Source organism: Nonomuraea sp. NPDC004702 (genome assembly GCF_053601695.1).
The window spans coordinates 155,278-177,003 of sequence record NZ_JBSGCE010000013.1; the positions used below are offsets into that span (position 1 = coordinate 155,278).

Below are 21,726 nucleotides of genomic sequence, written 5' to 3' on the forward strand. Positions count from 1 at the left end.
TCGGATCTCGCGCGCCGGCGCGGCAACCGCCATCCGGCTGCCGTTGCGCGCGCCCCGCCCGCCGTCCGGCGACCTCGGCCGGGGTCGGCCGGGGTCAGCGGGGGGTCAGCCGGGGTCGGCTCAGCAGGGTGACGACCTGTTCGGCCAGGGGCGCGGCGCTGGCCGGGTTCTGGCCGGTGACCAGCCGGCCGTCCACGACGACCTGCGGCTGCCAGTCGGGGGCGGGCTCGTGCCGGGCGCCGCGCTCGGTCAGCGCGTCGGCCAGCAGGAACGGCACCACCCCCGCCACGCCCCGCGCGGTCTCCTCGCTGTTGGTGAAGGCGGCCACCCGCCGTCCGTCCACCAGGTGGGAGCCGTCGGACAGGGTCAGGCCGACCAGCGCGGCCGGGCCGTGGCAGACCGCCGCGACCACGCCGCCGCGCTCGTAGACCTCGCGGCCGACCCGGGCCACGTCGGGGCCGGCGGGGAAGTCCCACATGGTGCCGTGGCCGCCGGCGTACAGGACGGCGTCGTAGGCCGAGGCGTCCACGCCGGAGAGGGGGGCGGTGTCCTCGTCCAGGCCGGTGGCGAGGAAGGCGGCCTGCGCCGGGTCGTCCGGGTCGTGGCCGTCGCGCGGCGGGCGGCCGCCGGCGATGCTGGCGACGTCCACCTCGAAGCCGGCCTTGGTGAAGATCTGCCAGGGATGGGCCGCCTCGGGCACGTAGTATCCGGTACGCTCCACGCCGCCGAGGTCGTCGTGGCTGGTCAACACGATCAGGATGCGCTTGCTCATGCCTTCGAGCATGGCCAGGAAGGCCCATCAGCCACAAATAGCGAAATGTCGGTCGTGGCATCAGAATGCTGATATGTCGTCTCTCTCGCTGGACCTGCTGCGGACCTTCCTCGCCGTCCACAGGACCGGCTCCATCACCGCCGCCGCGCAGACGCTCGGCCTCTCGCAACCCGCGGTGACCGCCCAGGTCAAGACGCTGGAGGCGACGCTCGACCGGCCGCTGTTCGACCGGCTGCCGCGCGGTGTCGCGCCCACCCCCGCCGCCGACGAGCTGGCCCGCCGGGTGGCCCCGGCCCTCGACGCGCTGGAGGAGGTGGCCGGCTCGGAGCTGCCCTCGGACGAGGCCGTGCACCTGGGCGGCCCGGCCGAGTTCCTGTGCGAGGAGGTCATGCCGATGCTCGCCCCGCTCGTCCGCGACGGGCTGCGCCTGCGCACCACCCTCGGCCTGGCCGACGACCTGCTGGCCGACCTCGCCGCCGGACGGCTCGACCTGGTGCTGTCCACGATCCGGCCCCGGGTGCGCGGCGTCCAGGCGGACCCGGTCTACGACGAGGAGTTCGTCCTGGTGGCGGCGCCGTCCGTGGCCCGCGCGCTGCCGCCCGGCCGGGTCGGGCCCAAGGAGCTGGCCGCGGTGCCCGTGGTGGCCTACGCCGAGGACCTGCCCATCGTGCGCCGTTACTGGCGGGCCGTCTTCGGGCGGCGGCCGTCGATGGCCGCGCAGGTCGTCATCCCGGACCTGCGCGGCGTGCTGAGCGCGGTGCGGGCCGGCATGGGCGTCTCCGTCCTGCCCGCGTACCTGTGCCGGCGCGACCTGGCCGAGGGCACGCTGGTCGTGCTGGCCGAGCCGGCGGAGCCGCCGATCAACACCGGCTACCTGGCCGTACGGTCGGGGGCGCCGGCCAGGCCGGCCGTGGGGCGGGTGCGGGCCCACCTGCTGGCGGCGTTCCGGGCGGCGCCGCCGTACTGAGGACGAAGGTGGATGACGGGCGATCACCTTGGGCATGCTGGGCACATGTGTCATTCCACCGACAGCCGGCCGCCCGCCCCGCCGATCCGGGGCGGGGTGGCGGCGCACGAGCAGATCACGCTGACCTCCGCCGACGGCACCCGCTTCATGGCCTACCGGGCCGACCCGGCCGAGCCGAACGGCCGCGGCGTGGTGATCATGCCGGACGTGCGCGGCCTGCACCCGTTCTACCGCGACCTCGCGGTGCGCTTCGCCGAGGCCGGGTTCCGCACGATCGCGATCGACTACTTCGGCCGCACCGCCGGGACCGACGACCGGGGCGACGACTTCGACTACATGCCCCACGTCGACCAGCTCAAGCTCGACCAGGTGCAGGCCGACGCGGCGGCGGCGACCGCCGAGCTGGCCGCCGGCGGCCCGGTGTTCACGGTCGGCTTCTGCATGGGCGGCGCCCTGTCGTGGCGTCAGGGAGCGGAGGGCAACGGCCTGGCCGGGAGCATCGGCTTCTACGGCGCGCTGCGCTTCATCGACGAGCCGACGACCGGCCCCGGCGCGCCGCTGCTGCTGCTCAGGGGCGGCGCGGACAAGGTGTCGAGCCCGGAAGAGTTCGACGCCTACACCGCGGCGCTGGACCGGGTGGGCACCGAGCACGAGACCCACGTCTACGAGGGCGCGCCCCACTCCTTCTTCGACCGCTCGTTCAAGGAGTGGGAGCACATCTGCCAGGACGCCTGGCGCCGCATCCTGTCCTTCACCGAACGGCACTCAGCCTAGGTACGCGGCCCGCACCACCGGATCGTCCCTGACCCGCGCCGGCGTCCCGGCCGCGATGACCCTGCCCAGGTCCAGGACGACGATCCGGTCGCAGATCTCCATGACGAAGCCCATGTCGTGCTCGACCAGCAGCACGGTGGTGTCCAGAGCCCTGACGACCTCGCCCAGCCGGGCGGTCTGGGCGGCGTCCAGGCCGGAGGTCGGCTCGTCCAGCAGCAGGAGCCGCGGACGGTCCGCGAGGGCACGGGCCAGCTCCACCATCCGGCGCTGCCCGACCGGCAGCGCGGCGGCGTACGCGTCGCGCAGCGGGGTGAGCCCGCACAGGTCGAGCACCTCGGCCACGCGCGCGCCGCGCTCGCGCTCGATCCGCCGCCGGCTCGGCCACCCGGCCAGGTCGGCGGCCAGTCCGCCGCCACCGCCGTGCCAGTCGAGCGCGGCCAGCACGTTCTGGGCCACGGTGAGCCGGCCGAACACCTGCGTGCGCTGGAACGTCCTGCGCACGCCGGCCCTGGCCCGCCGGAGCGCGGACACGCCGGTCAGGTCGCGCCCGTCCAGCGTGACCCGGCCCGCGACCGGCCTGCGCAGCCCGGACACCACGTCGAACAGCGTGGTCTTGCCCGCGCCGTTCGGCCCGATGACCCCGCAGACCTGGCCGGGCCCGGCCTCGAACGAGACGCCGTCCAGCGCCCTGACGCCGCCGAAGGCCACGGACACGCCCTGCACCGCCAGCATTCACCTCACCCCCAGGTAGGCGGCGGTCAGCCGGTCGCCGTCCACCTCCGAGCGGGGGCCCGTCCAGGTGACGGCGCCCAGCCGCATGAACGCGACCCGGTCGGCGACGGCCAGCGCCTCGGTCGCCTTCTCCTCGACCAGCAGCAGCGCCACGCCCCGGTCGCGCAGCTCGGCGAAGACGTCGAACACCTGCCGCACCACGAGCGGGGCCAGGCCGAGCGAGGGCTCGTCGGCGATCAGCACCCGCGGCGGGCGCACCAGGGCCGGGGCCAGCGTGAGGAGCTGCTGCTCGCCGCCCGACAGCGCGCCCGCGGCCACCGTACGGCGGGCCGCGAGCTGCGGCAGGCGCCGGTAGACCGGCTCCGGATCGTCCAGCCAGGTGCGCAGGTTCTCCTCCACGGTGAGCCCGGGGAAGACGCCCCGCCCTTCGGGGGCCAGCAGGACGCCGGCGCGCGCCCGCCGGTGCGCCGGCCAGGCGGTGACGTCCACGCCGTCGAGCAGGATCCGGCCGCCGGTCACCGGCAGGTCCCCGGCGGCGACGGCGCACGCGGTGGACTTGCCCGCGCCGTTCGCGCCGAGCAGCGCCACCACCTCGCCGGGCCGCACCTCCAGCCGCACCCCGCGCAGCACGGTGCAGTCGGCGTAGCCCGCCACGACGTCCTCCAGCACGAACAGCGACCCGCCGGACCCGCCACGCCCGGCCGGAGGCGCGGCAGGCGTGCCGGAAGAAGCGGTGGAGGAAGCGGTGGAAGGAGCGATGGCAGCAGCGGCGGGGAGGCGGCGGGCGCGGCGGCGATGGCGGGCCTCGGCGAGCTGGGTGAGCACGCCGTCCGGATGCCGGGCCAGGATCATGCCGCCCGCGCCGAACAGGATCGACCCGACGTGCGCGGACACGTCCCAGGTCGCCAGCAGTTCGGGCACGGCCACCGCGACCAGCCCGCCGAGCACCGCCCCGCCGATCCTGCGCACGCCCTGCAGCACCACCACCGCCAGCCAGACGAACCCGGCGAACGCCGGCAGGTCGGTGGCCGTGACCGACCCCTTGGAGATCGCGAACAGCACCCCGCCGAGCCCGGCGATCGCCGACGCCAGCACGAACAGCACGATCTTGGCCCGCGGCGCGGACAGCCCGGAGGTGACGGCCGCCGCGGGCGCCGACCGCACGGCGAGGACGGCCCGCCCCGACGCCGACCGCTCCAGGTTGCGCACCAGCAGCGCCACCAGCCCGATCAGCGCCAGCAGCACGGCCACCCGCACCCGCGGGTCGGAGGTGTCGGCGAAGCCGAGCCCGAGCGCCGGCAGCGCCCATCCGATGGTCCCGTTGCTGAAGGCGTCCACCTGGAACAGCACCTGGTCGGCCAGCAGCGCCAGGGCCAGCGTGGCCAGCGTCAGCACCCGCCCGCCCAGCCGCAGCGCGGGCAGCGCCACGACCAGCCCGACGGCCCCCGCGGCGGCCACCCCGAGCAGGATCGCCACGACGAACGGCAGCCCGGAGGCGAACGCCCACCCGCAGGTCAGCGCCGCCATGGCGGCGAAGGCGGCCTGCGCCAGGTTCACCATGCCGCCGATCCCGGTCACCACCACGAACGAGCAGAAGATCAGCGCCAGCACCAGCCCCTGGGCCGCGACGCCCACGTAGTACTCCGGCCCGAGCAGGGCGAAGACCGCCAGCGCGGCCAGGCCCGCCGCCCACGGCAGCCGCCTGCGCCAGGCCGGCACCCCGGCCAGGTGGTCGGGCGGCGGGACGTCCTCGGCGGCGCTGCCCGCCACCCGCTCCCGCGACCGGTTCAGCAGCAGCAGCCCGGCGAACAGCAGGATCACCGGCACGGCCGTGCGCAGCCCGGTGACCTCCTCCAGGAAGTCGGTGTACCCGGCGACCAGGTTCTGCACGACGCCGAGCGCGAGCCCGGCGGCGAACGTCCAGGGAATCGAGCGCAGCCGCCCGAACACCGCCGCCGTCGCCGAGGCGAACAGCAGCACCGTGTACGCCGTCGCGTCCAGCCCGAGCACCGGTGCCGCCAGCACCCCGGCCAGCCCGGCGAGCCCCGACCCGAGCATCCAGGCCAGCGCCGAGGTGGCGTCGGCGTCGATGCCCCGCAGCGTGGCCAGGCGGCGGCGGTCCACGGAGGCGCGCATGCGCAGCCCGTACGGCGTGTGCCGCAGGAACGCCCACAACCCCGCCGCCGCGACGGCCGAGAAGGCGAAGGTGATGAGCTGGTCGGTGTCCAGCCGCACGCCGAGCGGGTCGAGCGACACGGCCGGATGGGGTCCGACACCGCGCGGCAGCGAGGTGGCGTCCGTGGCGGGCAGCCCGGCCAGCTCCACGGCCAGCAGGCCGAGCGCGGGCAGCGCGATCGTGAGCCCGATGGTGGCGACGATCTGCGCGGTCTCCCCCGCCTGGGCGAGCCCGCGGAACATGGCCCGGTGCAGCAGGTAGCCGAGCGCGGGCGCGAACAGCCCGGCCGCCACCACCGCCGACAGCCAGGCGGGCAGCCCGGCGGCGGCGGTGAGCTCGTAGAACACCAGGGCGGCCAGGAAGCCGACGGCGCCGTGGGCGAAGTTGAACACCCCGGTCGCCGCGTACGACAAGGTCAGGCCGGAGCCCATGATCGCGAAGACGGCCCCGGTGACCAGGCCGCTGAGCACGTACTGGAGGATCATTTCAGCGGCACGTTGTCGAAGCAGGCCATCCTCCTGGCCACCTGGAAGGCCCCGCCCTCCAGTTTGACCAGGGCGCCGCAGCCGTTCGGCTCGCTGTGGTCGCGCGGGTAGCGGATGCGGCCGAACCCGGGGTTCTCGTAGACGTAGTCGCCGTTGGCGGTGGCCAGGAACTTCTCCCTGGTCAGGTCCTTGCCGGTGCGCTTGAGGACGTCGAGGAAGATGTCGGCGGCCCAGTAGCCGATCGCCAGGTGCTGGGTGAGCGCGGTGCCGGGGGCGACCTGCTCGACGTCCTTCTTGAGCTGGGCGATCTCGGGCGCCGGCGACTCGAACGGCTCGAACATGGGCGCGGCGATCACGCCGTCGAGCGCCTGCGCGCCGGCCGGGTCCTTGAGGATGGCCAGGTCGTAGCTGGTGGCGTCGGTGAGCACGCCCTTGTACCCGGCCCGCTTGAGCGCCGCGTAGAGCCCGACGTTGAACTTGGTGCCGGCGATCACCGAGACGACGACGTCGGGGGCCTTGCCGCCGTCCGAGGTCATGATCTTGTTGACGTACGGGAGCCAGTCGGGGGGCGGGGCGGCGGCCGGCAGGCCGGAGTTCACGCCGGCCAGCTCGAACCCGGCCGCGGTGAACGACTGGGAGATGGTCGTGCCGCCGTACTTGCTGCCGCTGGAGTCGCTGGTCTGCACGTAGACGCTCTTGCCGGCGGCGCCGCCGAGCAGGTCGGCCATCTGCCTGCCCCACCACGTCTGGGAGCCGGCGCCCTGTTTGGGGGCCAGGCAGCCGTTGTAGCCGAACCCGGTCCTGGTGCCGCACCACTGCGGCCCGGTGGCCCAGCCGAACCAGGGGACGCCCTGCTGTTCGAGGAAGGCCGCGCCGCCGAAGTTCGGGGCGTGCACCGGGACCAGGGCGAACACCTGGTCCTTCTGGACGAGTTTCTTGGCCGCCGCGTCGCCCTTGGCCGCGTCCTGGGCGTCGTCCTCGGCGCCGATGAAGTCGATCTTCCGGCCGTGCACGCCGCCCTCGGCGTTGGCGCGGGCGAACCTGGCCTTCGCCCCGATCTCCGCGTCCCTGGTCGAGTAGCCGCTCGCGCTGGTCTTGGTCAGCACGCCGCCGATCTTGATCGTGGTGTCCGTCACTCCCGCGCCCGACTGGGCCGCGCCGGTCTGCTGGGCCGCGCAGCCGGCGACGAGCAGCGTCAGGGTGAGCGCCGCCGCGCCCCGCCGTACCATGTTGTTCTCCTCGCGACTCGGCCTAGCGCTCGCTTGGTTTCGCTGAGCGTAGATTTGCCGGAAGGGGGTGTCAACGGCCTACCGAGCAACCGCTTGCTCGCAGACGGCGCGCCGGGCTAGCGTGGGCCCATGCTGATGCGCGCGGCCGTGCTGACCGGGTTCCACGCCCCCATGGAGATCCGCGACGTCGAGATAGACGACCCCGGCCCCGGCGAGGTGCGCGTCCGGATCAGGGCCTCGGGCGTGTGCGGCTCCGACCTCAAGGCCATCGACGGCAAGAGCCCGGTAGTGGGCGCGCCGCCGTTCATCCTGGGGCACGAGAGCGCGGGCGTGGTGGAGAGCGTCGGCGCGGGCGTCACCTCCGTCAGGCCGGACGACCACGTCATCATCGCCATGAGCGGCCCCTGCGGGCGCTGCCGCCACTGCGGCTCCGGCCGCTTCCACCTGTGCTCGGGCCCGCAGCGGCTGCCGACCATCATGGGCGGCCCGCCCAGGGTCACCCTCGACGGCCGGGAGACCCGCCGCTTCATCGGCATCGGCTCGTTCGCCGAGTACGCGGTGGTCGCCGAGGCCATGTGCGTCAAGATCGCCCAGGACGCGCCCTTCGCCGCCATGTGCCTGCTGGCCTGCGGCGTGGTCACCGGCGTGGGCGCCGTCCTGAACGTGGCCGAGGTGCCGCCGGGCGCCTCGGTCCTGGTGGTCGGCTGCGGCGGCGTGGGGCTCAACGTCATCCAGGGCGCGGTGCTCGCCGGCGCCACCACGATCATCGCCGCGGACGTGGCCGAGGGGAAGCTCAAGCTGGCCGAGCGCTTCGGGGCCACCCACCTGCTCACCGCCGGCGACCTGCCCCGCCAGGTGAGCGCGCTGGTCCGCGGCGGCGTCGACTACGCCTTCGACGCGACCGGCGTCCCCGGCGTGCTGGCGGACGCCTTCGCCGCCACCCAGCCGGGCGGGACCACGGTCATGGTCGGCAGCCCGCCCCAGGGCCACCCCATGGCGCTGGACACCGGCCTGCTGTTCTCCTCCCGCCGCCTCATGGGCACCCAGGGCGGCGACGCCGCGCCGCACCGCGACCTGCCCATGCTGGCCGCCCAGTACCTCCGCGGCCGCCTCGACCTCGACGGCCTGATCACCGAACGCCTCCCCCTCGACCAGATCAACGAGGCCGTCGCCCACGTCCGCCAGGGGACGGTCGCCCGCACGGTCATCACGTTCTGAGGCGCTATTCTCATTTTCTTTGGAATAGTGGAGGTTGTCCCATGTCGTACCCCCAGCAGCGCTACCTCGGCGAGACCGGCGAGATCAGCGCCACCCTGCGCCCGGCGGACAACGGCCCCGACCTGTCGATGGCGACCGGCACCCGCGTCCACTACCTGGGCACGGGCGGCTCGACGAACGGCGCCTACGGCCTTTACCGCTGGGAGATGGGCCCGCGTCCCGGCGGCGCGTCCCCGCACTTCCACCGCACCATCACCGAGTCGTTCTACGTGCTGACCGGAACCGTCCAGCTCTACGACGGCGACAAGTGGGCCGACGGCCGCCCCGGCGACTTCCTGCACGTGCCCGAGGGCGGCGTGCACGCCTTCCGCAACGCCTCGGGCGAGCCGGCTTCGATGCTGGTGCTCTTCACGCCGGGCGCGCCGCGCGAGGCGTACTTCGAGGAGCTGGCCGAGATCACCCACAGCGGCCGCGAGCTCACCCCCGAGGAGTGGACCGAACTCTGGCTGCGCCACGACCAGTACGCGGTCTGATGGCGGATTTCCCCGAGGAGCCCGTCTACCGGCAGCTGGCCCGCGTCGGCAAGGCGCTGGCCAGCCCGGTGCGGCTGCGCCTGCTCGACGTGCTCGACCAGGGCGAGCGCACGGTCGAGGAGCTGGCGCGGGCGGCCGGCGTGCCGCTCAAGAACACCTCGGCCCAGCTCCAGCACCTGCACGCGGCCCACCTGGTGACCAGCCGCCGGGACGGCACGCGGGTCCGCTACCGGCTGGCCGACGAGCAGGTCTCGCGCTTCCTGGGCGACCTCCAGCGTTTCGCCCACGACCGGCTGTCCGGCCTGCGCGAGGCGGTGCGGGAGCACCTGGGCGACCTGTCCGGCGTCACGGCCGACGAGCTGGCCGCCAGGCTGGCCGATCCCGGCACGGTGGTCGTCGACGTCCGGCCGGCCGCCGCCTACGCCAAGGGGCACGTGCCGGGCGCGATCTCGGTGCCCCTTGACGACCTGGCGGGCCGCCTGGCGGAGCTGCCCGCGGACGCCCGGGTCGTGGCCTACTGCGGCGGGCCGTACTGCGTGCTCTCCCCGCAGGCCGCCCGCCTGCTGCGCGAGCGCGGTCTCGACGCCCGCCCGCTGGACGGCGGCCTGATCGGCTGGCGGCGTGCCGGGCACGAGGTCGTGCGGGAGCGTACTGTGAGCGGGTAATCGCCCACAGTGAGGGAGGTCCGCATGCTCGCCAGAGGAGCCGTCGCGGCCGGTCTGCTCGCGGTCGTGACCGTGGGCGGCGCCGGCCCCGCGCAGGCCCGCTACCGCTACGACTTCCGCAGCCGCGAGGTGGTCATCTGGAGCGAGCCGAAGGGCGGCGCGGCCCAGCTCGGCGTGGGCCGTCCCGGCGACGGCTTCGACTCCGACCGGTCGGAGGAGCACGAGCTGTTCCGCTGCGACGACGCCTTCGACAGCACCCTGTGGCACCACGGCGCCGACGCGGCCACCGGCGTCGTCGGGTGGGTGCCGGCCTGCCACCTCGACGACCCCGACTGACCGGCCTGCCACCTCGACGCCCCCGGCTTTCCGGTCGCCGGCGGGGTCAGCGCCCGGCGCCCACCGGCTCCTGCGCGCGCTCGCGGCGCGGCTCCGGCTCGTCCTCCTCGTGGCCCTCGACCGACAGGTTCGGCAGCAGCCGGTCCAGCCAGCGCGGGCACCACCAGTTCGCCCGGCCGAGCAGGACCATCGTGGCCGGCACGAGGAAGCCGCGGATGACGGTCGCGTCCACCGCGATGGCCACGGCCAGCCCGACGCCGAACGTCTTGACCATCGCGTCCGGGTAGGCGATGAACGCCACGAACACCGCCACCATGATCAGGGCCGCCGAGGTGATGACCCGGCCGGTCGAGCCGAGGCCCTCGGCCACCGCCCGGCTGTTGTCGCCGTGCCGGGCGTGGGCCTGGCGCACCGCCGTCAGCAGGAACACCTCGTAGTCCATCGACAGGCCGAACAGCACCGCGAACAGCATCAGCGGCACGTAGCTCTCGATCGGCACGGAGAAGAACAGCGTCTGGAGGTAGGAGGCGTCCATCGGGGCGTCCATGCCGACCAGGCCGCTGCCGAGGCCGATCGAGAACACCAGCGCCAGCGCCCCGAACGCGGCCCCCAGCGACACCAGGTTCATCACGGCGGCCTTGACCGCGACGACGGGCGCGCGGAAGGCGAACAGCAGGAGCAGCGCGCTGAGCAGGACGACCACGCCGATGACCAGCGGGGTGCGCTCGTTCATGCGGTCCCCGGCGTCGGTCAGCCCGGCCACCTTGCCGCCGACGTGCACCTGGACGCCCGGGAGCGAGATGGCCCTGACCTCCCTGACCACCTCGGCGGCCTTCGGGTCGCTCGGCGCGTAGTCGCTGATCGTCTGGAGCAGCACCGAGCGGCCGGAGGCGTTGACCTTCGGGTCCGACACGTGGGCGACCCCGTCGACGCGGGCGACCTCGTCGGCGAGCCGCTTCACGGTGGCGTCCCCGGCCCCGGAGACCTTCTCCGGCAGCTCGGCGACCACGATCAGCGGGCCGTTGCTGCCGGGCCCGAAGGCCGTGGCCATCAGCTCGTACGCGCGCCGCCCGGCCGAGTCCTTGGCCGCGTAGCCCTCGTCCAGGGGCCCCAGCTGCAGCGCGAGCGCGGGCGCGGCCAGCGCGCCGAGCACGAGGACGCTGCCGATCAGCACCCGCCACGGCCGGCGCGCCACCCACGCGCCGAGCCCGGCCCAGCCGGCGCCCCCGCCGCGGGTGGACGACCGCCCGCGCACCAGCGGCACCTTGAGCGCGTTGACGCGGTGGCCGAGCAGCCCGAGCAGGGCGGGCACGAGGGTGACCGAGGTCAGCACGGCGAAGACGACGGAGATGCCGGTCACCCAGCCGAGCGTGCTCAGCAGCGGGAACCCGGCCAGCATCAGCGCGCTCAACGCGATGATCACCGTGCCGCCGGCGAACACGACGGCCCCGCCCGAGCTGGAAACCGTCCGGCGCACGGACTCCACGACCGGCACGCCGTCGGCCAGCAGCTTGCGGTGGCGCGACAGCAGGAACAGCGCGTAGTCGATGCCGACGCCGAGCCCGATCATCGTGGACATGATCCCGGCCTGCTTGGGCATGTCCACGACGTAGCCGAGCAGGCCGATCACGCCGAGCCCGGTCGCGACGCTGACCAGCGCGGCGAAGATCGGCACCATCGCGGCGACCAGCGTCCCGAACGCGAAGACCAGCACGAGCAGCGCGCAGACCACGCCGATGATCTCGCTCGGCCCGGTCTTGATCTCCTTGCTAGCCGGGTTGGAGTCGGCGGCGGGCACCACTTCCAGCCCGGCGCCCCTGGCCGGGGCCGCGGCGTCGGACAGGGCCTGGGTGTCCTCGCCCACCTTGTCGGGGTCGTTGCCCTGCATCTTGACGGTGATCACGCCGATCTGCAGGTTCGAGGCGATGCCGCCCATCCGGTAGGGCGTGTCCACCTGGACGACGTGCGGCATCGTGCGCATCGCGGCCACCGAGCGCTCGACGGCCTGCTTGTGCGGTTCGTCGGTGAGCTTCCCGTCCGCGGAGTACAGGAGGAGTTGCACGGTTCCGCCGGTGGCGTAGCCGGGGCCGAAGCCCTCCTTCATCAGGTCGTGCGCGCGCTGCGCGTCGGTGCCCGGGATGGAGGCGTCGTTGCTGACCGGGCTGCCGAGCGCGAGGCTCGCGCCCATCAGGCCCGCGGCCAGGACCACCCATAAAGCCAGCACGATCCGCCCGTGCCGCGCGCACCAGCCACCCAGCCGACCAAGAAACCGCGTCATCGTCTCGCCCCTGCCCGACGGCCGTCCTGTACGGTCGTACAGGACTACGATAAAACGGAGGACAGTGGAAATTCCGGATCCCGTGGGAAATGAGACGATGACCACACCCGACGACACCCGCTCCCGGATCCTGGCGGCCGCGCGCGAGCTGTTCGCCGAGCGCGGCTACGCGGGCACCTCGCTGGCCGACATCGCCGCCGCGGTCGGGCTGACCAAGACCGCCGTCGCCTACCACTTCCACCCCAAGGACCGGCTGGCCTCCGAGCTGCTCTCCCCCGCCGCGGCCGAGATGATCACGCTGCTCGACACCGAGCACCCCGACCGCAAGGCGTTCGTCGAGGCCCTGGCCGTCTTCGCGGTGCGGCACCGCGCGGTGATCCGCCTGTTCATGGAGGACCTGGCGGCCGACGACAGCCAGCCGCCCGGCTCCGAGCGCGCGGTCGTCGGCACGTTCAGGGACGAGATCTTCGCCAAGCTCGCCGGCGAGAACCCGGGTCCCGAGGCCAGGGTCAGGTGCTGGGCGCTGCTCGGGGCGCTGCAGTGGGGCGTGGTCAAGACCATGGACCTGCCGGAGGACCAGGTCACGGCTGTCATGCTGGAGTCCGCGCTGGCCTTCTGACGGCTTCCCCACCGCCTCCCGCCACTTCCGTGCCGCTTCCCCACCACCTCTCCCCCGATTCCCCGCCGCTTCTCCACGCCTTCCCGCCGCTTGCGGGCGCGCCGGCGGCGGCTACAGGCCGGTCGAGGGGTCGGTGGCGGGGCCGGTCGGGGTCTGCGTGGGCTCCTCGGGGCCGGGGCCGCCGGACTGGCCGGCGACGCCGACCGTGATCACCACCACATCGCCGGGCTCGGCACAGGTGCCCGGGGTCAGGCTCTGGCTCAGGACGGTGTCCGCCTTGGCGTCGTCGTCCACGACCTGGGCGCGGGACCGTACCGTGAAGCCGGCCGCGACCAGGTCGGCCCGGCCGTCGGCGCGGGACCGCCCCACCACCGACGGCACCTCCACACCCTGGCGGGCCACCGTGAGCGCCACCGTCGCGCCGCCCGGCAGGCGCGCGCCGGCCTCCGGCCGCGTCGCGAGGACCTGGCCGTCCGGCTGGTCGGAGCAGGCCCGGGTGACCGTTCCCGCCGCGAGCCCGGCGGCGGTGAGCGCCGCCTCGGCCGCCTTGCGCTGCCGTCCGATCACGGACGGCACCGGCACCCCCGCCGACACCTCCAGCGCGACCGCGCCGCCCCGGCCCACCACCGTGCCGGCCGCCGGACGGCTGCCCAGCACCCGGCCGATCTCCCGCGGCGAGTCGGTTCTGGTGACGTCGCCGACGGTCAGCCCGGCCTGCTTGAGCGCCTTGACCGCGTCGGCCCGGCCCAGGCCGGTCAGCGGCGGGACCACGACCGTCACCGGCCGCCCGGCTGTCGGCTCACCGGTCGGTTCGCCCGTGGGTTCGCCGGTGGGCTCGACGGCGGGCGCGACGGTGGGAACGCGCTGCCGCTCCGCCAGCTTCCCGCCCGGACGCGAGGAGGCGTGCGCCGAACCCGCCGGGGTGGGCGGGTTCGGCGGCAGCACGGGCGCCTGGCCGGAGCGGTGGCCGTTGAGCGCGGGCACGATCACGGTGAGGACGACCGCGGTCACCAGCAGCGCCGCGCACACCGCCACGACCGCCTGCACCCACCCGGCCCCGCGTCCCCGGCCCTGCCGGTCCGGCCCGCCCGTCCCGGCCCGCGTCCGCAGGCCGTCCGGCGTCCTCGGACCGTCCGGCGGGCGGGCCTCGTCCGGCGTCCTCGGGCCTCGTGGGGGCGCATCGACCGGCGTCGTCGGGCCCGGCGGGGTCGTCGGGCCGGTGGACGTGGGAGGTTCCGGGCCGGCGCCCGTCCGCGAGCGCAGGTGGTAGGCGCCGGCCACGCCGGTGACCTCGGGCTCGGCCAGCGGCACCGGCGGACGTTGCCCGGGGACCAGCGGCACGTCGCCGTACCCGGAGTCCGGCGCGTCGGGCTCGCCGAGCAGCGCGAGCAGCAGTTCCCTGCTGGAGGGCCGGTTCCTGACGTCCTTGTCCAGGCAGGCGGCGACCAGCACCCGCAGCCGCCCGTCCAGCCGGCCCAGCTCGGGCGGGGCGGTCAGGATGCGGTGCAGCACCGGCGCCACCGAGTCCTGCCCGAACGGCGCGCTCGCGTTGGCCGCGAAGCACATCGTCGCGCCCCAGGAGAAGACGTCGGCCGCCCCGGTCACGGCGGAGGCGGTGATCTGCTCGGGAGCCATGTACGCCGGCGTGCCCACGCCCCTGTTCGTCACCGTGGCCGCCGCGTCCAGCGCCCTGGCCAGGCCGAAGTCGATCACCCGCGGCCCGTCGGGCCCGAGCAGCACGTTCTGCGGCTTGAAGTCCCGGTGCACGATGCCCGCCCGGTGGATCGCGGCCAGCGCGGTCGCGGTGCCGACCGCCAGCCGCTCCAGCGCGCCGCCGTGCCGCGGCCCGGTCAGCGAGACCTCCCGGTGCAGCGAGGGCCCGTCGACGTACTCGCTCACGATGTACGGCCGGCCCTCGTCGAACCCGGCGTCGATCACCTGGGCCGTGCAGAACCTCGCCACATGCTTGGCCAGCTCCACCTCCCGCAGGAACGCCCCTTGCTCGTCCCCCACGGGCCCGTGCAGCAGCTTGACCGCGTACCTCTCGCCGCTTCGCGAACCGAGGAACACCGCGCCCTGTCCGCCTTCACCCAGCCGCCCGGCGAGCTCGTACTCGCCGAGTCTGTGCGGGTCCCCCGTTCTCAGCGGCTGCGCCGTCGGCACGGGGCGCCTCCCCTCGCCGCCACCCCTTCTTGCTCTCCACTGAAGGCAACGGGCGGCGTTCAGTCAACAGTGTGCACGGCAATCGCCGCCTGACCGTGACACAGCCGGTCAGGAGGCGCGGGAGAGCCGGCCCGAGTACATGACGGCGCCGGTGTCGGACCGGGTCACCTTGACCTGGAACCGGTTGGGGTCGTCCGAGGGGACGATGCGGACCGTCCCGGCGTGGCACGCCTGGCCCTTGACCTGGCCGAGGGCGAACACGACGGCGCTCCTGGTGGGGGTGAGCCGGCCGGAACAGTGCAGGTCGGCGCCCCAGCGCATGGTGGATGCGCCGTCGGCGCGCAGGCGCAGCTCGACCGGGAAGACCCGGCCGGCCGTGGGGTGCTCGGCCGATCCCGTCCAGGTGCCGTCCAGGGTGGCGCGCGTCGCGTCCGTTTTCCCGGTGGTGGGGGTGGGGTTGTGCTGGGCCGTCCCCTTCCCGGGGCCGTCCAGGCCGGGTCCTTGGGACGCGCGCAACCAGAACACGAGACCGGCGACCCCCATCGCGACCCCGGCCACCGCCACGACCACCTGCCACCTCCGCCACGACCTCCGCCCCGCACCGGCAGGCGTCCCTTCGGGGGGAGTGAAGGAGGGTCCCCCGGCCGCACCGGCGGGTGTCCCTACGGGGGGAGGAGAGGCCGCTCCTCCGATCGCGACGGCAGGCGTCCCTACAGGAGGAGGGGAGGCCGCTCCCCCGATCGCGGCGGCAGGCGTCCCTACGGGGGGTGAGGCCGCGACGGCGGGCGTCCCTTCGAGAGGTGCGGTGGGCGCTCTCCGGGGCGCGTGGGCGGAGGGCCTTTCGGGGGAGGGCCAGGGGGTTGTGGGGGGCGTCGCTTCCGGAGAGGGGCGGGGCGCGCGGGATCCCCCGGGAGAGGGCCAGGGGACTGTAGCGGGCACGTCCTCCGGAGAGGGGCGGGGCGCGGTGGTGGGGGTTCTGTCGAGGGTGGGGGTGGTATGCGGGAAGGAGGGCGGCGGGGCCGGGGCCGCGGCTTGGGCGCCGGAGGGCAGGACGTCGCCCGTTCCGCCGTCCTGGCCGAGCAGCGCGCGCAACGTCTCCTCGGCGTCCGGACGGTCGCGCGGGTCGTGGGCCAGGCACGCCTCCACGATCTCCCGCAGCCGCCCCGACAACCCGCGCAGATCCGGCTTGCCGTACAGGATCCGGGCCAGGACCTCCTGGTAGGTGTCCGCCATGTACGCGTGCCGCCCCCCGGCCGTGTACGCCACGGTCAGCCCCCACGCCCACATGTCCGCGGGCGGCCCCGCCGGCTCCCCGCTGATGCGCTCGGGCGACAGGTAGGCCGGCGTGCCGATGGGCGACCTGGTCGTGGTGGCGGCGGCGTCCATCAGCCGGGACACCCCGAAGTCGATCACTCGCGGCCCGTCGAGGCTGAGCAGCACGTTGCCCGGCTTCAGGTCCCGGTGGACGACCCCCGCCCGGTGGATCGCCCCCAGGGCGGTGGCGGTGCCGATGGCCAGCCGGTCGAGCGAGCCGCCGCGCCGCGGCCCACCGGCCATCACGTGCTCGCCCAGCGAGGGCCCTTCGACGTACTCGCTGACCAGGTAGGGCCGGTCGCCGTCGAGGTCGGCGTCGAGGAGCTGGGCGGTGCAGAAGGCCGCGACCCGGCGCACCGCCTCCACCTCGCCGAGGAACCTGCGCCGCACGTCGGCGTCCTTGGACACGCTCGCGTGCAGCAGCTTGATCGCGACCTGCCCCCCGTCCGCCGAGTGACCGAGGAAGACGACGCCCTGGCCGCCCTGCCCGAGCCTGCGCGAAATCCGGTACTCCCCCAGCTGTCGGGGATCATCAGCACGCAGCTCGGACATAGGGCGTCATTATGACACCGCCTGCAGCAGCGCGGCGTAGCCGTCGAGGGCGCGCAGCACGACGTCCGCCGGGCCGCTCGGCAGGGTGGCCACGGCCTCCTCGATGCCGAGCCCGGCGAAGTAGTCCAGCTTCTCCCTGGTGGGCAACGTCCCGAACGGGATCACCCTGGCCATCGGCCGCCCGGCCTTCTCGCACGCCTCGCGCAGCGCGGGCAGGGCGTCCTTGACGCCCTTGCCGCCGATGGGCATCCAGCCGTCGCCGTACTCGGCGATGTGCGCGAACAGCTTCGGCCCGGCGGCCCCGCCGAGGTAGACGGGCAGGTCGTGCGCGGGCTTGGGCCACGACCAGGACGGTTCGAGCCCTTCGACGGCGGCCACCTCGTCCCGCCAGAAGGCCCGCATGGCCAGCACGTTGCGCCGGGCGACCTCGCGCCGCCGCCCGTACGGCACGCCGTGGTTCTCGATCTCCTCGACGTTCCAGCCGAACCCGACGCCGACCACCACGCGCCCGCCGGACAGGTGGTCGAGCGTGGCCAGGGCCTTGGCGGTCACGATCGGGTCGCGCTGGGCGGCGAGCAGGATGCCGGTGCCGACGCGCAGCCGCCGGGTCGCGGCGGCGGCGAAGGAGAGCGCGACCAGCGGGTCCAGGGTGCGCTTGTACTCCTCGGGCAGCTCGGCCTGGCCGCCGGCGGGCGGCGTGCGGCGGCTGACCGGGATGTGGGTGTGCTCGGGCAGGTAGAGCGAGTAGAACCCGCGCTCCTCGGCCGCGGCCGCGAGGTCCTGGACCGGCATGGCCAGATCCGTGGCGAACATCGTGACACCCAGCCTCATACGGCCTCCTCATGTCAACCAAGCGATTGCTCGGCTAAGATTTCCAGGGTAGCTTGCAAGGCGACGTCCGCGGAAAGAGGTTCCCGGTGAAGTTCTCTATCTTCCTGAATCCGCAGATTCCAGGCTCTGGATACGCGGCCGAGGAGAACGCCAAGGCACGGCGTCCCATCGGACGCGACACAGAGTCGTATCAGCGGCTGCTGCACGAGGTGCGGGAGATAGCCGTCCACGCCGACCAGATCGGGTTCGACGCGCTGATGATGACCGAGCACCACTTCCACTCCGAGGGGATGGAGTTCTCGGTCAATCCGCTGATGTTCCTCACCGACCTCGCCGCACGGACCGAGCGCATCCTGCTCGCCCCGCTCGGCATGGTGCTGCCCGCCTGGGACCCGATCAGGGCCGCCGAGGACGTGGCGCTGCTCGACCAGTTCAGCAAGGGCCGCCTGCGGCTCGGCGTGGCCCGGGGTTACCAGAATCGCTGGATGAACGTCCTCGGCCAGCGCTGGCACGCCGCCGCCGCCCGCTCCGACGGCTCGGCCTCGGACACGCGGAACTTCGACGTCTTCGGCGAGGTGCTGAAGATCATGAAGATGGCCTGGACGCAGGAGACCCTCCGCTACAAGTCCGACGTGCTGGACTACGAGGTGCCATACCCCTTCGACGGTATCGAGGGCTGGCCCGCGATGGAATGGACCAAGACGTTCGGGGCGCCCGGCGAGGTCTCCGACGACGGGAAGATCCAGGCCGTCTCGGTCTGCCCCCGGCCGTACCAGAACCCGCATCCGGAGTTGTGGCAGCCGTTCACGATCTCCGACCGGTCGGTGATCAGGGCCGCGCAGGAGGACATCCTGCCGTGGATGTTCACCCCCAACCCCGACGACCACGCCGCCAAGGCCAAGCTCTACCAGGAGGAGTCGGCCCGGCAGGGCCGCCACTACAAGCTGGGCGAGCACACCGGCATCCTGAAGATCGTCGGCATCGCGGACACCACCGAGGAGGCGATCAACACCTTCGGCCGCAGCATCCCCAAGGACTTCGCCGCCTTCTTCGGCCCCTTCGGCTACCTGGAGGTGCTGCGCAAGAAGGAGGACGAGAAGCACAAGCCGATCTCCCCCGAGAAGGGCGACGCCAAGCGCATGAACGACGTGGAGATGGCCCTGTTCGGCACGCCGGACGACATCAAGCGCGGCATCCAGCGCATGCTCGACCGCATGCCGGACCTGGAGTGGTTCGGCCTGTACATGCAGGGGCAGCAGGGCGTGCTCCCGCTGGACACGGTCAAGCGGAACCTGGAGATGTTCGCCACCAAGGTCGCGCCGGAGTTCCGATGAAGATGTGGCTGGGGGCCTCGTTCGTCCCGACCGACCAGTTCGTGGAGCTGGCGCGGGCGGCCGAGCGCTGCGGCTTCGACACCTTCACGCTGTCGGACCACCTGTTCTACGCCGACTTCGCCTCGCGGTACCCGTACTCGCGGTCGGGCGCGCCCCGGTGGAACGCCGAGACGCACTGGCCCGACGTGTGGGTGACGATCGGCGCGATGGCCACGGCGACCACGACGCTGCGCTTCTCGCCGAACGTCTACATCGCTCCGGCCCGCGACCTGTTCACCGTGGCCAAGCTGGTCTCCACGGCGGCGGTGCTGTCGCGGGAACGGGTGACGTTCGGGGTCGGGGTGGGGTGGTGCGAGGAGGAGTTCGCCGGCACCGGCCAGGACTTCCACACCCGGGGCCGCCGCCTCGACCGGATGCTGCCCACGCTGCGCGCCCTGTGGTCCGGCGAGACCGTCGAACTGGACGGCCTGCCGCCGCTGTCGATCTCCCCCACGCCGGCCGGGCCCGTGCCCGTCTACGTGGGCGGCGACAGCGAGGCGGCGCTGCGCCGGGCCGCCCGCCTCGGCGACGGCTGGCTGGGCAACCGCATCTACACCGAGGAGCAGCTCGACCCGGTGCTCGACACCCTCCGCCGGCACCTCGACGAGAACGGCAGGACGGACCCGTTCGACATCGTCGCCCCGCTGGCCGTGCTGCCGGACGCCGAGACCTACCGCCGCTTCGCCGCCAAGGGCGTGACCGCCACCATGGCCGCCCCCTGGTGGCTGGCCACCCCCGAGGAGAAGGCCCGGTACGGCGAGGACAGCCTCGAACTCAAGATCGCCACGATGGAGCGCTTCGCCGAGGAGGTCATCGCCAAGCTCTGACCCCGCGCCCCGCCCGGCCCCCCAGAAACCAGCCCACCGGACCCCGGGCCCCGGGCCTCCAGAAACCGGAACCCCAGAAACCGGAACCCCAGAACCCCAGAACTCCGGAACCCGGAACCCGGAACCCGGAACCTCCGACGATCCTGGCCGGGAGCGCGGCACGCGCGCGTCCCGGTCACGATCCCCCTTCCGCCAGGTTGGCCATGATCCGCCGGAGCATGCCCGTGACCTGCTCGATCTCCTCCCCGGAGAAGCCCGAGAAGACCTGGCGGCTGACCCCGCCGAAGATCGGCGGCAGGCGCGGCACCAGCGCGTGCCCCTCGTCCGTCAGCTCGATGACGACCGAGCGCCGGTCCTCGGGCCGCCGGACCCGCCGCAGCAGCCCCTTGGCCTCCAGCCGGTCCAGCAGCCGGGTCATCCCGGCCGTGTCCGTGCCGAGCCGGCCCTTCAACACGCCGGGCGTGCTGCGCCCGCCCGCCGCGTGCAGCAGCAGCGCCGCCTGCTGCGCCGTGAGCCCGAGCGGCGCCAGGCGGCGCTCGGTCTCGGTGTTGAGCTCCCGCCCCACCTGCACGAGCAGCGACCCGCCGCCCAGCACCAGTTCGAACGGCGGCGGCAAACGATCGTCGGTCACGCGACCAGAATAGCTGGCGCAAGCATTTACTGTCGCGACAGCTATCGTCTATCGTCGGATCCATGGACACTTCTGCCCACGTCATCGTCGCGGGAGGCGGCATCGGCGGCTTATCCCTGGCCCAGGGCCTGCGCAAGGCGGGTCTCCAGGCCACCGTCCTGGAGCGCGACCCCTCGGCCGGCCACCGCCCCCAGGGTTACCGCATCAGCCTCAAGGAGACCGGCGCCGCGGCGCTGCGCGCGTGCCTGCCCCCCGGCCTGTACGACCTGGCCGTGGCCACCTCCATCCGCCCGGCCACCCGCATGACGTTCATGGACACCCGGCTGGTCCCCAAGTTCTCCAAGGACGTCCCGCCCCAGCTCCCCGGCGTGGACGGCTTCGGCGTCAACCGGCTCACCCTGCGCGAGATCCTGCTGTCCGGCCTCGACGTGCGTTTCGGCACCGAGTTCACCCGGTACGAGCCGCTGCCCGGCGGCCGCGTCCGCGCCCACCTCGCCGACGGCTCCGCCCTCGACGGCGACCTGCTCGCCGGGGCGGACGGCGTCGGCTCCCTCGTCCGCGCCCAGCTCCTCCCCGACGCCGTCGTGGACCGGCTCGACTGGGCCCTGTACGGCAGGACCGCCCTGACCCCCGACCTGCTGGCCGCCACGCCCCCCGACCTGGTCGACACCTTCAACCGGGTCACCGCGCCCGACCACACCGCGATCTCGGTCGCCACCTGCCGCCCCTGCGCGCCGGTGGCCGAGGCCGCCGCCCGGCACGCCCCCGGCGTGGAGCTGACCGACGTCCCCGGCTACTTCTCCTGGACGCTGACCGCCCCCGGCCCCCGGCCGGACGACACCTCCCCCGCCGCCCTGCACCGGCTCGCCCTCGCCACGGTCGCCGGCTGGCACGAGGGCGTGCGCCGGATCGTCGAGCGGGCCGACCCCGAGGCGACGTTCCTGGTGCACACCCACTCGGCCCGGCGCGTACGCCCCTGGGACGAACCCGCGGTGACCCTGCTCGGCGACGCCGTGCACAGCATGAGCCCGGGACGCGGCGAGGGCGCGAACGTCGCGCTGCGCGACGCCCACACCCTGAGCGCGGGCCTGGCCGCGGCCGCCGCCGCAGGCCGCCCGCTCACCGAGGCGAAGACGGCCTACGAGCACGCCATGCTCGACTACGCGTTCACCGCCGTCGAAGCCTCGTTGCGGCAGCCGTTCGCCCCTTTCGCCCGTCCTGTCCGGCCACCGGCGCGTTGAACCGGCCCGG

Annotated in this window: 19 protein-coding genes; 10 read left to right on the forward strand and 9 right to left on the reverse strand. The window is 74.0% G+C overall.

Translation table 11 applies throughout. The annotated features are described in order from the left end of the window. Positions 1-94: 94 nt before the first annotated feature. On the reverse strand, positions 95-772 hold the full coding sequence (locus ACWEJ6_RS18875; protein ID WP_452424973.1) for a type 1 glutamine amidotransferase domain-containing protein: 678 nt from the start codon (positions 770-772) through the stop codon (positions 95-97). Between the two features lie 73 nt (positions 773-845). On the opposite strand from ACWEJ6_RS18875, the gene ACWEJ6_RS18880 reads away from it, so the two are divergent. Continuing rightward, positions 846-1,739 (forward strand): LysR family transcriptional regulator, encoded by an 894-nt coding sequence (locus ACWEJ6_RS18880; RefSeq protein WP_452424975.1) that lies wholly within the window; start codon positions 846-848, stop codon positions 1,737-1,739. 45 nt (positions 1,740-1,784) lie between these two features. Beyond that, the gene (locus ACWEJ6_RS18885; protein WP_452424977.1) at positions 1,785-2,513 is read left to right on the forward strand and encodes a dienelactone hydrolase family protein; all 729 of its coding nucleotides are present in this window, start codon (positions 1,785-1,787) and stop codon (positions 2,511-2,513) included. Here the strand turns inward: ACWEJ6_RS18885 and ACWEJ6_RS18890 are convergent. The 3 genes from ACWEJ6_RS18890 to ACWEJ6_RS18900 are packed head-to-tail and all read right to left on the reverse strand — an operon-like array spanning position 2,505 to position 7,135. After that, positions 2,505-3,245 (reverse strand): ABC transporter ATP-binding protein, encoded by a 741-nt coding sequence (locus ACWEJ6_RS18890; RefSeq protein WP_452424979.1) that lies wholly within the window; start codon positions 3,243-3,245, stop codon positions 2,505-2,507. The genes ACWEJ6_RS18885 and ACWEJ6_RS18890 overlap by 9 nt on opposite strands. Further along, positions 3,246-5,906 carry an ABC transporter permease subunit gene (locus tag ACWEJ6_RS18895; protein ID WP_452424981.1) on the reverse strand — a complete coding sequence of 887 codons (2,661 nt, stop codon included), beginning with the start codon at positions 5,904-5,906 and terminating at the stop codon, positions 3,246-3,248. Beyond that, the gene (locus ACWEJ6_RS18900; protein ID WP_358298587.1) at positions 5,903-7,135 is read right to left on the reverse strand and encodes an ABC transporter substrate-binding protein; all 1,233 of its coding nucleotides are present in this window, start codon (positions 7,133-7,135) and stop codon (positions 5,903-5,905) included. Before ACWEJ6_RS18900 ends, ACWEJ6_RS18895 begins: the two co-directional genes overlap by 4 nt. Before the next feature lie 129 nt (positions 7,136-7,264). Here ACWEJ6_RS18900 and ACWEJ6_RS18905 point away from each other — a divergent pair, with 129 nt between their 5' ends. The 4 genes from ACWEJ6_RS18905 to ACWEJ6_RS18920 are packed head-to-tail and all read left to right on the forward strand — an operon-like array spanning position 7,265 to position 9,887. Beyond that, positions 7,265-8,353: an alcohol dehydrogenase catalytic domain-containing protein gene (locus ACWEJ6_RS18905; protein ID WP_452424984.1), complete on the forward strand. Its 1,089-nt coding sequence runs from the start codon at positions 7,265-7,267 to the stop codon at positions 8,351-8,353. Positions 8,354-8,394: 41 nt separating this feature from the next. Continuing rightward, the gene (locus tag ACWEJ6_RS18910; RefSeq protein ID WP_358298591.1) at positions 8,395-8,886 is read left to right on the forward strand and encodes a cupin domain-containing protein; all 492 of its coding nucleotides are present in this window, start codon (positions 8,395-8,397) and stop codon (positions 8,884-8,886) included. Next, complete coding sequence (locus ACWEJ6_RS18915; protein ID WP_387681825.1) at positions 8,886-9,551, forward strand: ArsR/SmtB family transcription factor; 666 nt, start codon at positions 8,886-8,888, stop codon at positions 9,549-9,551. The genes ACWEJ6_RS18910 and ACWEJ6_RS18915 overlap by 1 nt, the downstream gene beginning before the upstream one ends. Before the next feature lie 24 nt (positions 9,552-9,575). Next, entirely contained in the window at positions 9,576-9,887 is a 312-nt protein-coding gene (locus tag ACWEJ6_RS18920) for a hypothetical protein (protein ID WP_387681822.1), read from the forward strand. 46 nt (positions 9,888-9,933) lie between these two features. Here ACWEJ6_RS18920 and ACWEJ6_RS18925 read toward each other — a convergent pair whose 3' ends face one another. Further along, entirely contained in the window at positions 9,934-12,165 is a 2,232-nt protein-coding gene (locus tag ACWEJ6_RS18925; protein ID WP_452424987.1) for an MMPL family transporter, read from the reverse strand. A gap of 97 nt (positions 12,166-12,262) precedes the next feature. On the opposite strand from ACWEJ6_RS18925, the gene ACWEJ6_RS18930 reads away from it, so the two are divergent. Then, positions 12,263-12,784, forward strand: coding sequence for a TetR/AcrR family transcriptional regulator (locus tag ACWEJ6_RS18930; RefSeq protein ID WP_352362996.1), 522 nt, complete (start codon positions 12,263-12,265; stop codon positions 12,782-12,784). A 111-nt stretch (positions 12,785-12,895) separates the two neighbouring features. On the opposite strand, the gene ACWEJ6_RS18935 is transcribed toward ACWEJ6_RS18930, so the two are convergent. From ACWEJ6_RS18935 to ACWEJ6_RS18945, 3 genes are all read right to left on the reverse strand, one after another. Then, positions 12,896-14,947, reverse strand: coding sequence for a protein kinase domain-containing protein (locus ACWEJ6_RS18935; RefSeq protein ID WP_452424989.1), 2,052 nt, complete (start codon positions 14,945-14,947; stop codon positions 12,896-12,898). A 108-nt stretch (positions 14,948-15,055) separates the two neighbouring features. Then, positions 15,056-16,813, reverse strand: coding sequence for a protein kinase domain-containing protein (locus tag ACWEJ6_RS18940; RefSeq protein WP_452424991.1), 1,758 nt, complete (start codon positions 16,811-16,813; stop codon positions 15,056-15,058). 9 nt (positions 16,814-16,822) lie between these two features. Next, positions 16,823-17,644 (reverse strand): TIGR03619 family F420-dependent LLM class oxidoreductase, encoded by an 822-nt coding sequence (locus ACWEJ6_RS18945; RefSeq protein WP_387681809.1) that lies wholly within the window; start codon positions 17,642-17,644, stop codon positions 16,823-16,825. Between the two features lie 86 nt (positions 17,645-17,730). On the opposite strand from ACWEJ6_RS18945, the gene ACWEJ6_RS18950 reads away from it, so the two are divergent. Together ACWEJ6_RS18950 and ACWEJ6_RS18955 are read left to right on the forward strand one after the other, a co-directional pair. Then, positions 17,731-18,978, forward strand: coding sequence for an LLM class flavin-dependent oxidoreductase (locus tag ACWEJ6_RS18950; protein WP_452424994.1), 1,248 nt, complete (start codon positions 17,731-17,733; stop codon positions 18,976-18,978). Next, a complete protein-coding gene (locus ACWEJ6_RS18955) occupies positions 18,975-19,844 on the forward strand; it encodes a TIGR03619 family F420-dependent LLM class oxidoreductase (protein ID WP_452424996.1) in 870 nt (289 codons plus the stop codon). Before ACWEJ6_RS18950 ends, ACWEJ6_RS18955 begins: the two co-directional genes overlap by 4 nt. Before the next feature lie 175 nt (positions 19,845-20,019). On the opposite strand, the gene ACWEJ6_RS18960 is transcribed toward ACWEJ6_RS18955, so the two are convergent. Beyond that, entirely contained in the window at positions 20,020-20,475 is a 456-nt protein-coding gene (locus ACWEJ6_RS18960) for a MarR family winged helix-turn-helix transcriptional regulator (RefSeq protein WP_358298608.1), read from the reverse strand. 62 nt (positions 20,476-20,537) lie between these two features. Here ACWEJ6_RS18960 and ACWEJ6_RS18965 point away from each other — a divergent pair, with 62 nt between their 5' ends. Beyond that, positions 20,538-21,716 carry an FAD-dependent oxidoreductase gene (locus tag ACWEJ6_RS18965; RefSeq protein ID WP_452424998.1) on the forward strand — a complete coding sequence of 393 codons (1,179 nt, stop codon included), beginning with the start codon at positions 20,538-20,540 and terminating at the stop codon, positions 21,714-21,716. Positions 21,717-21,726 lie beyond the last annotated feature (10 nt).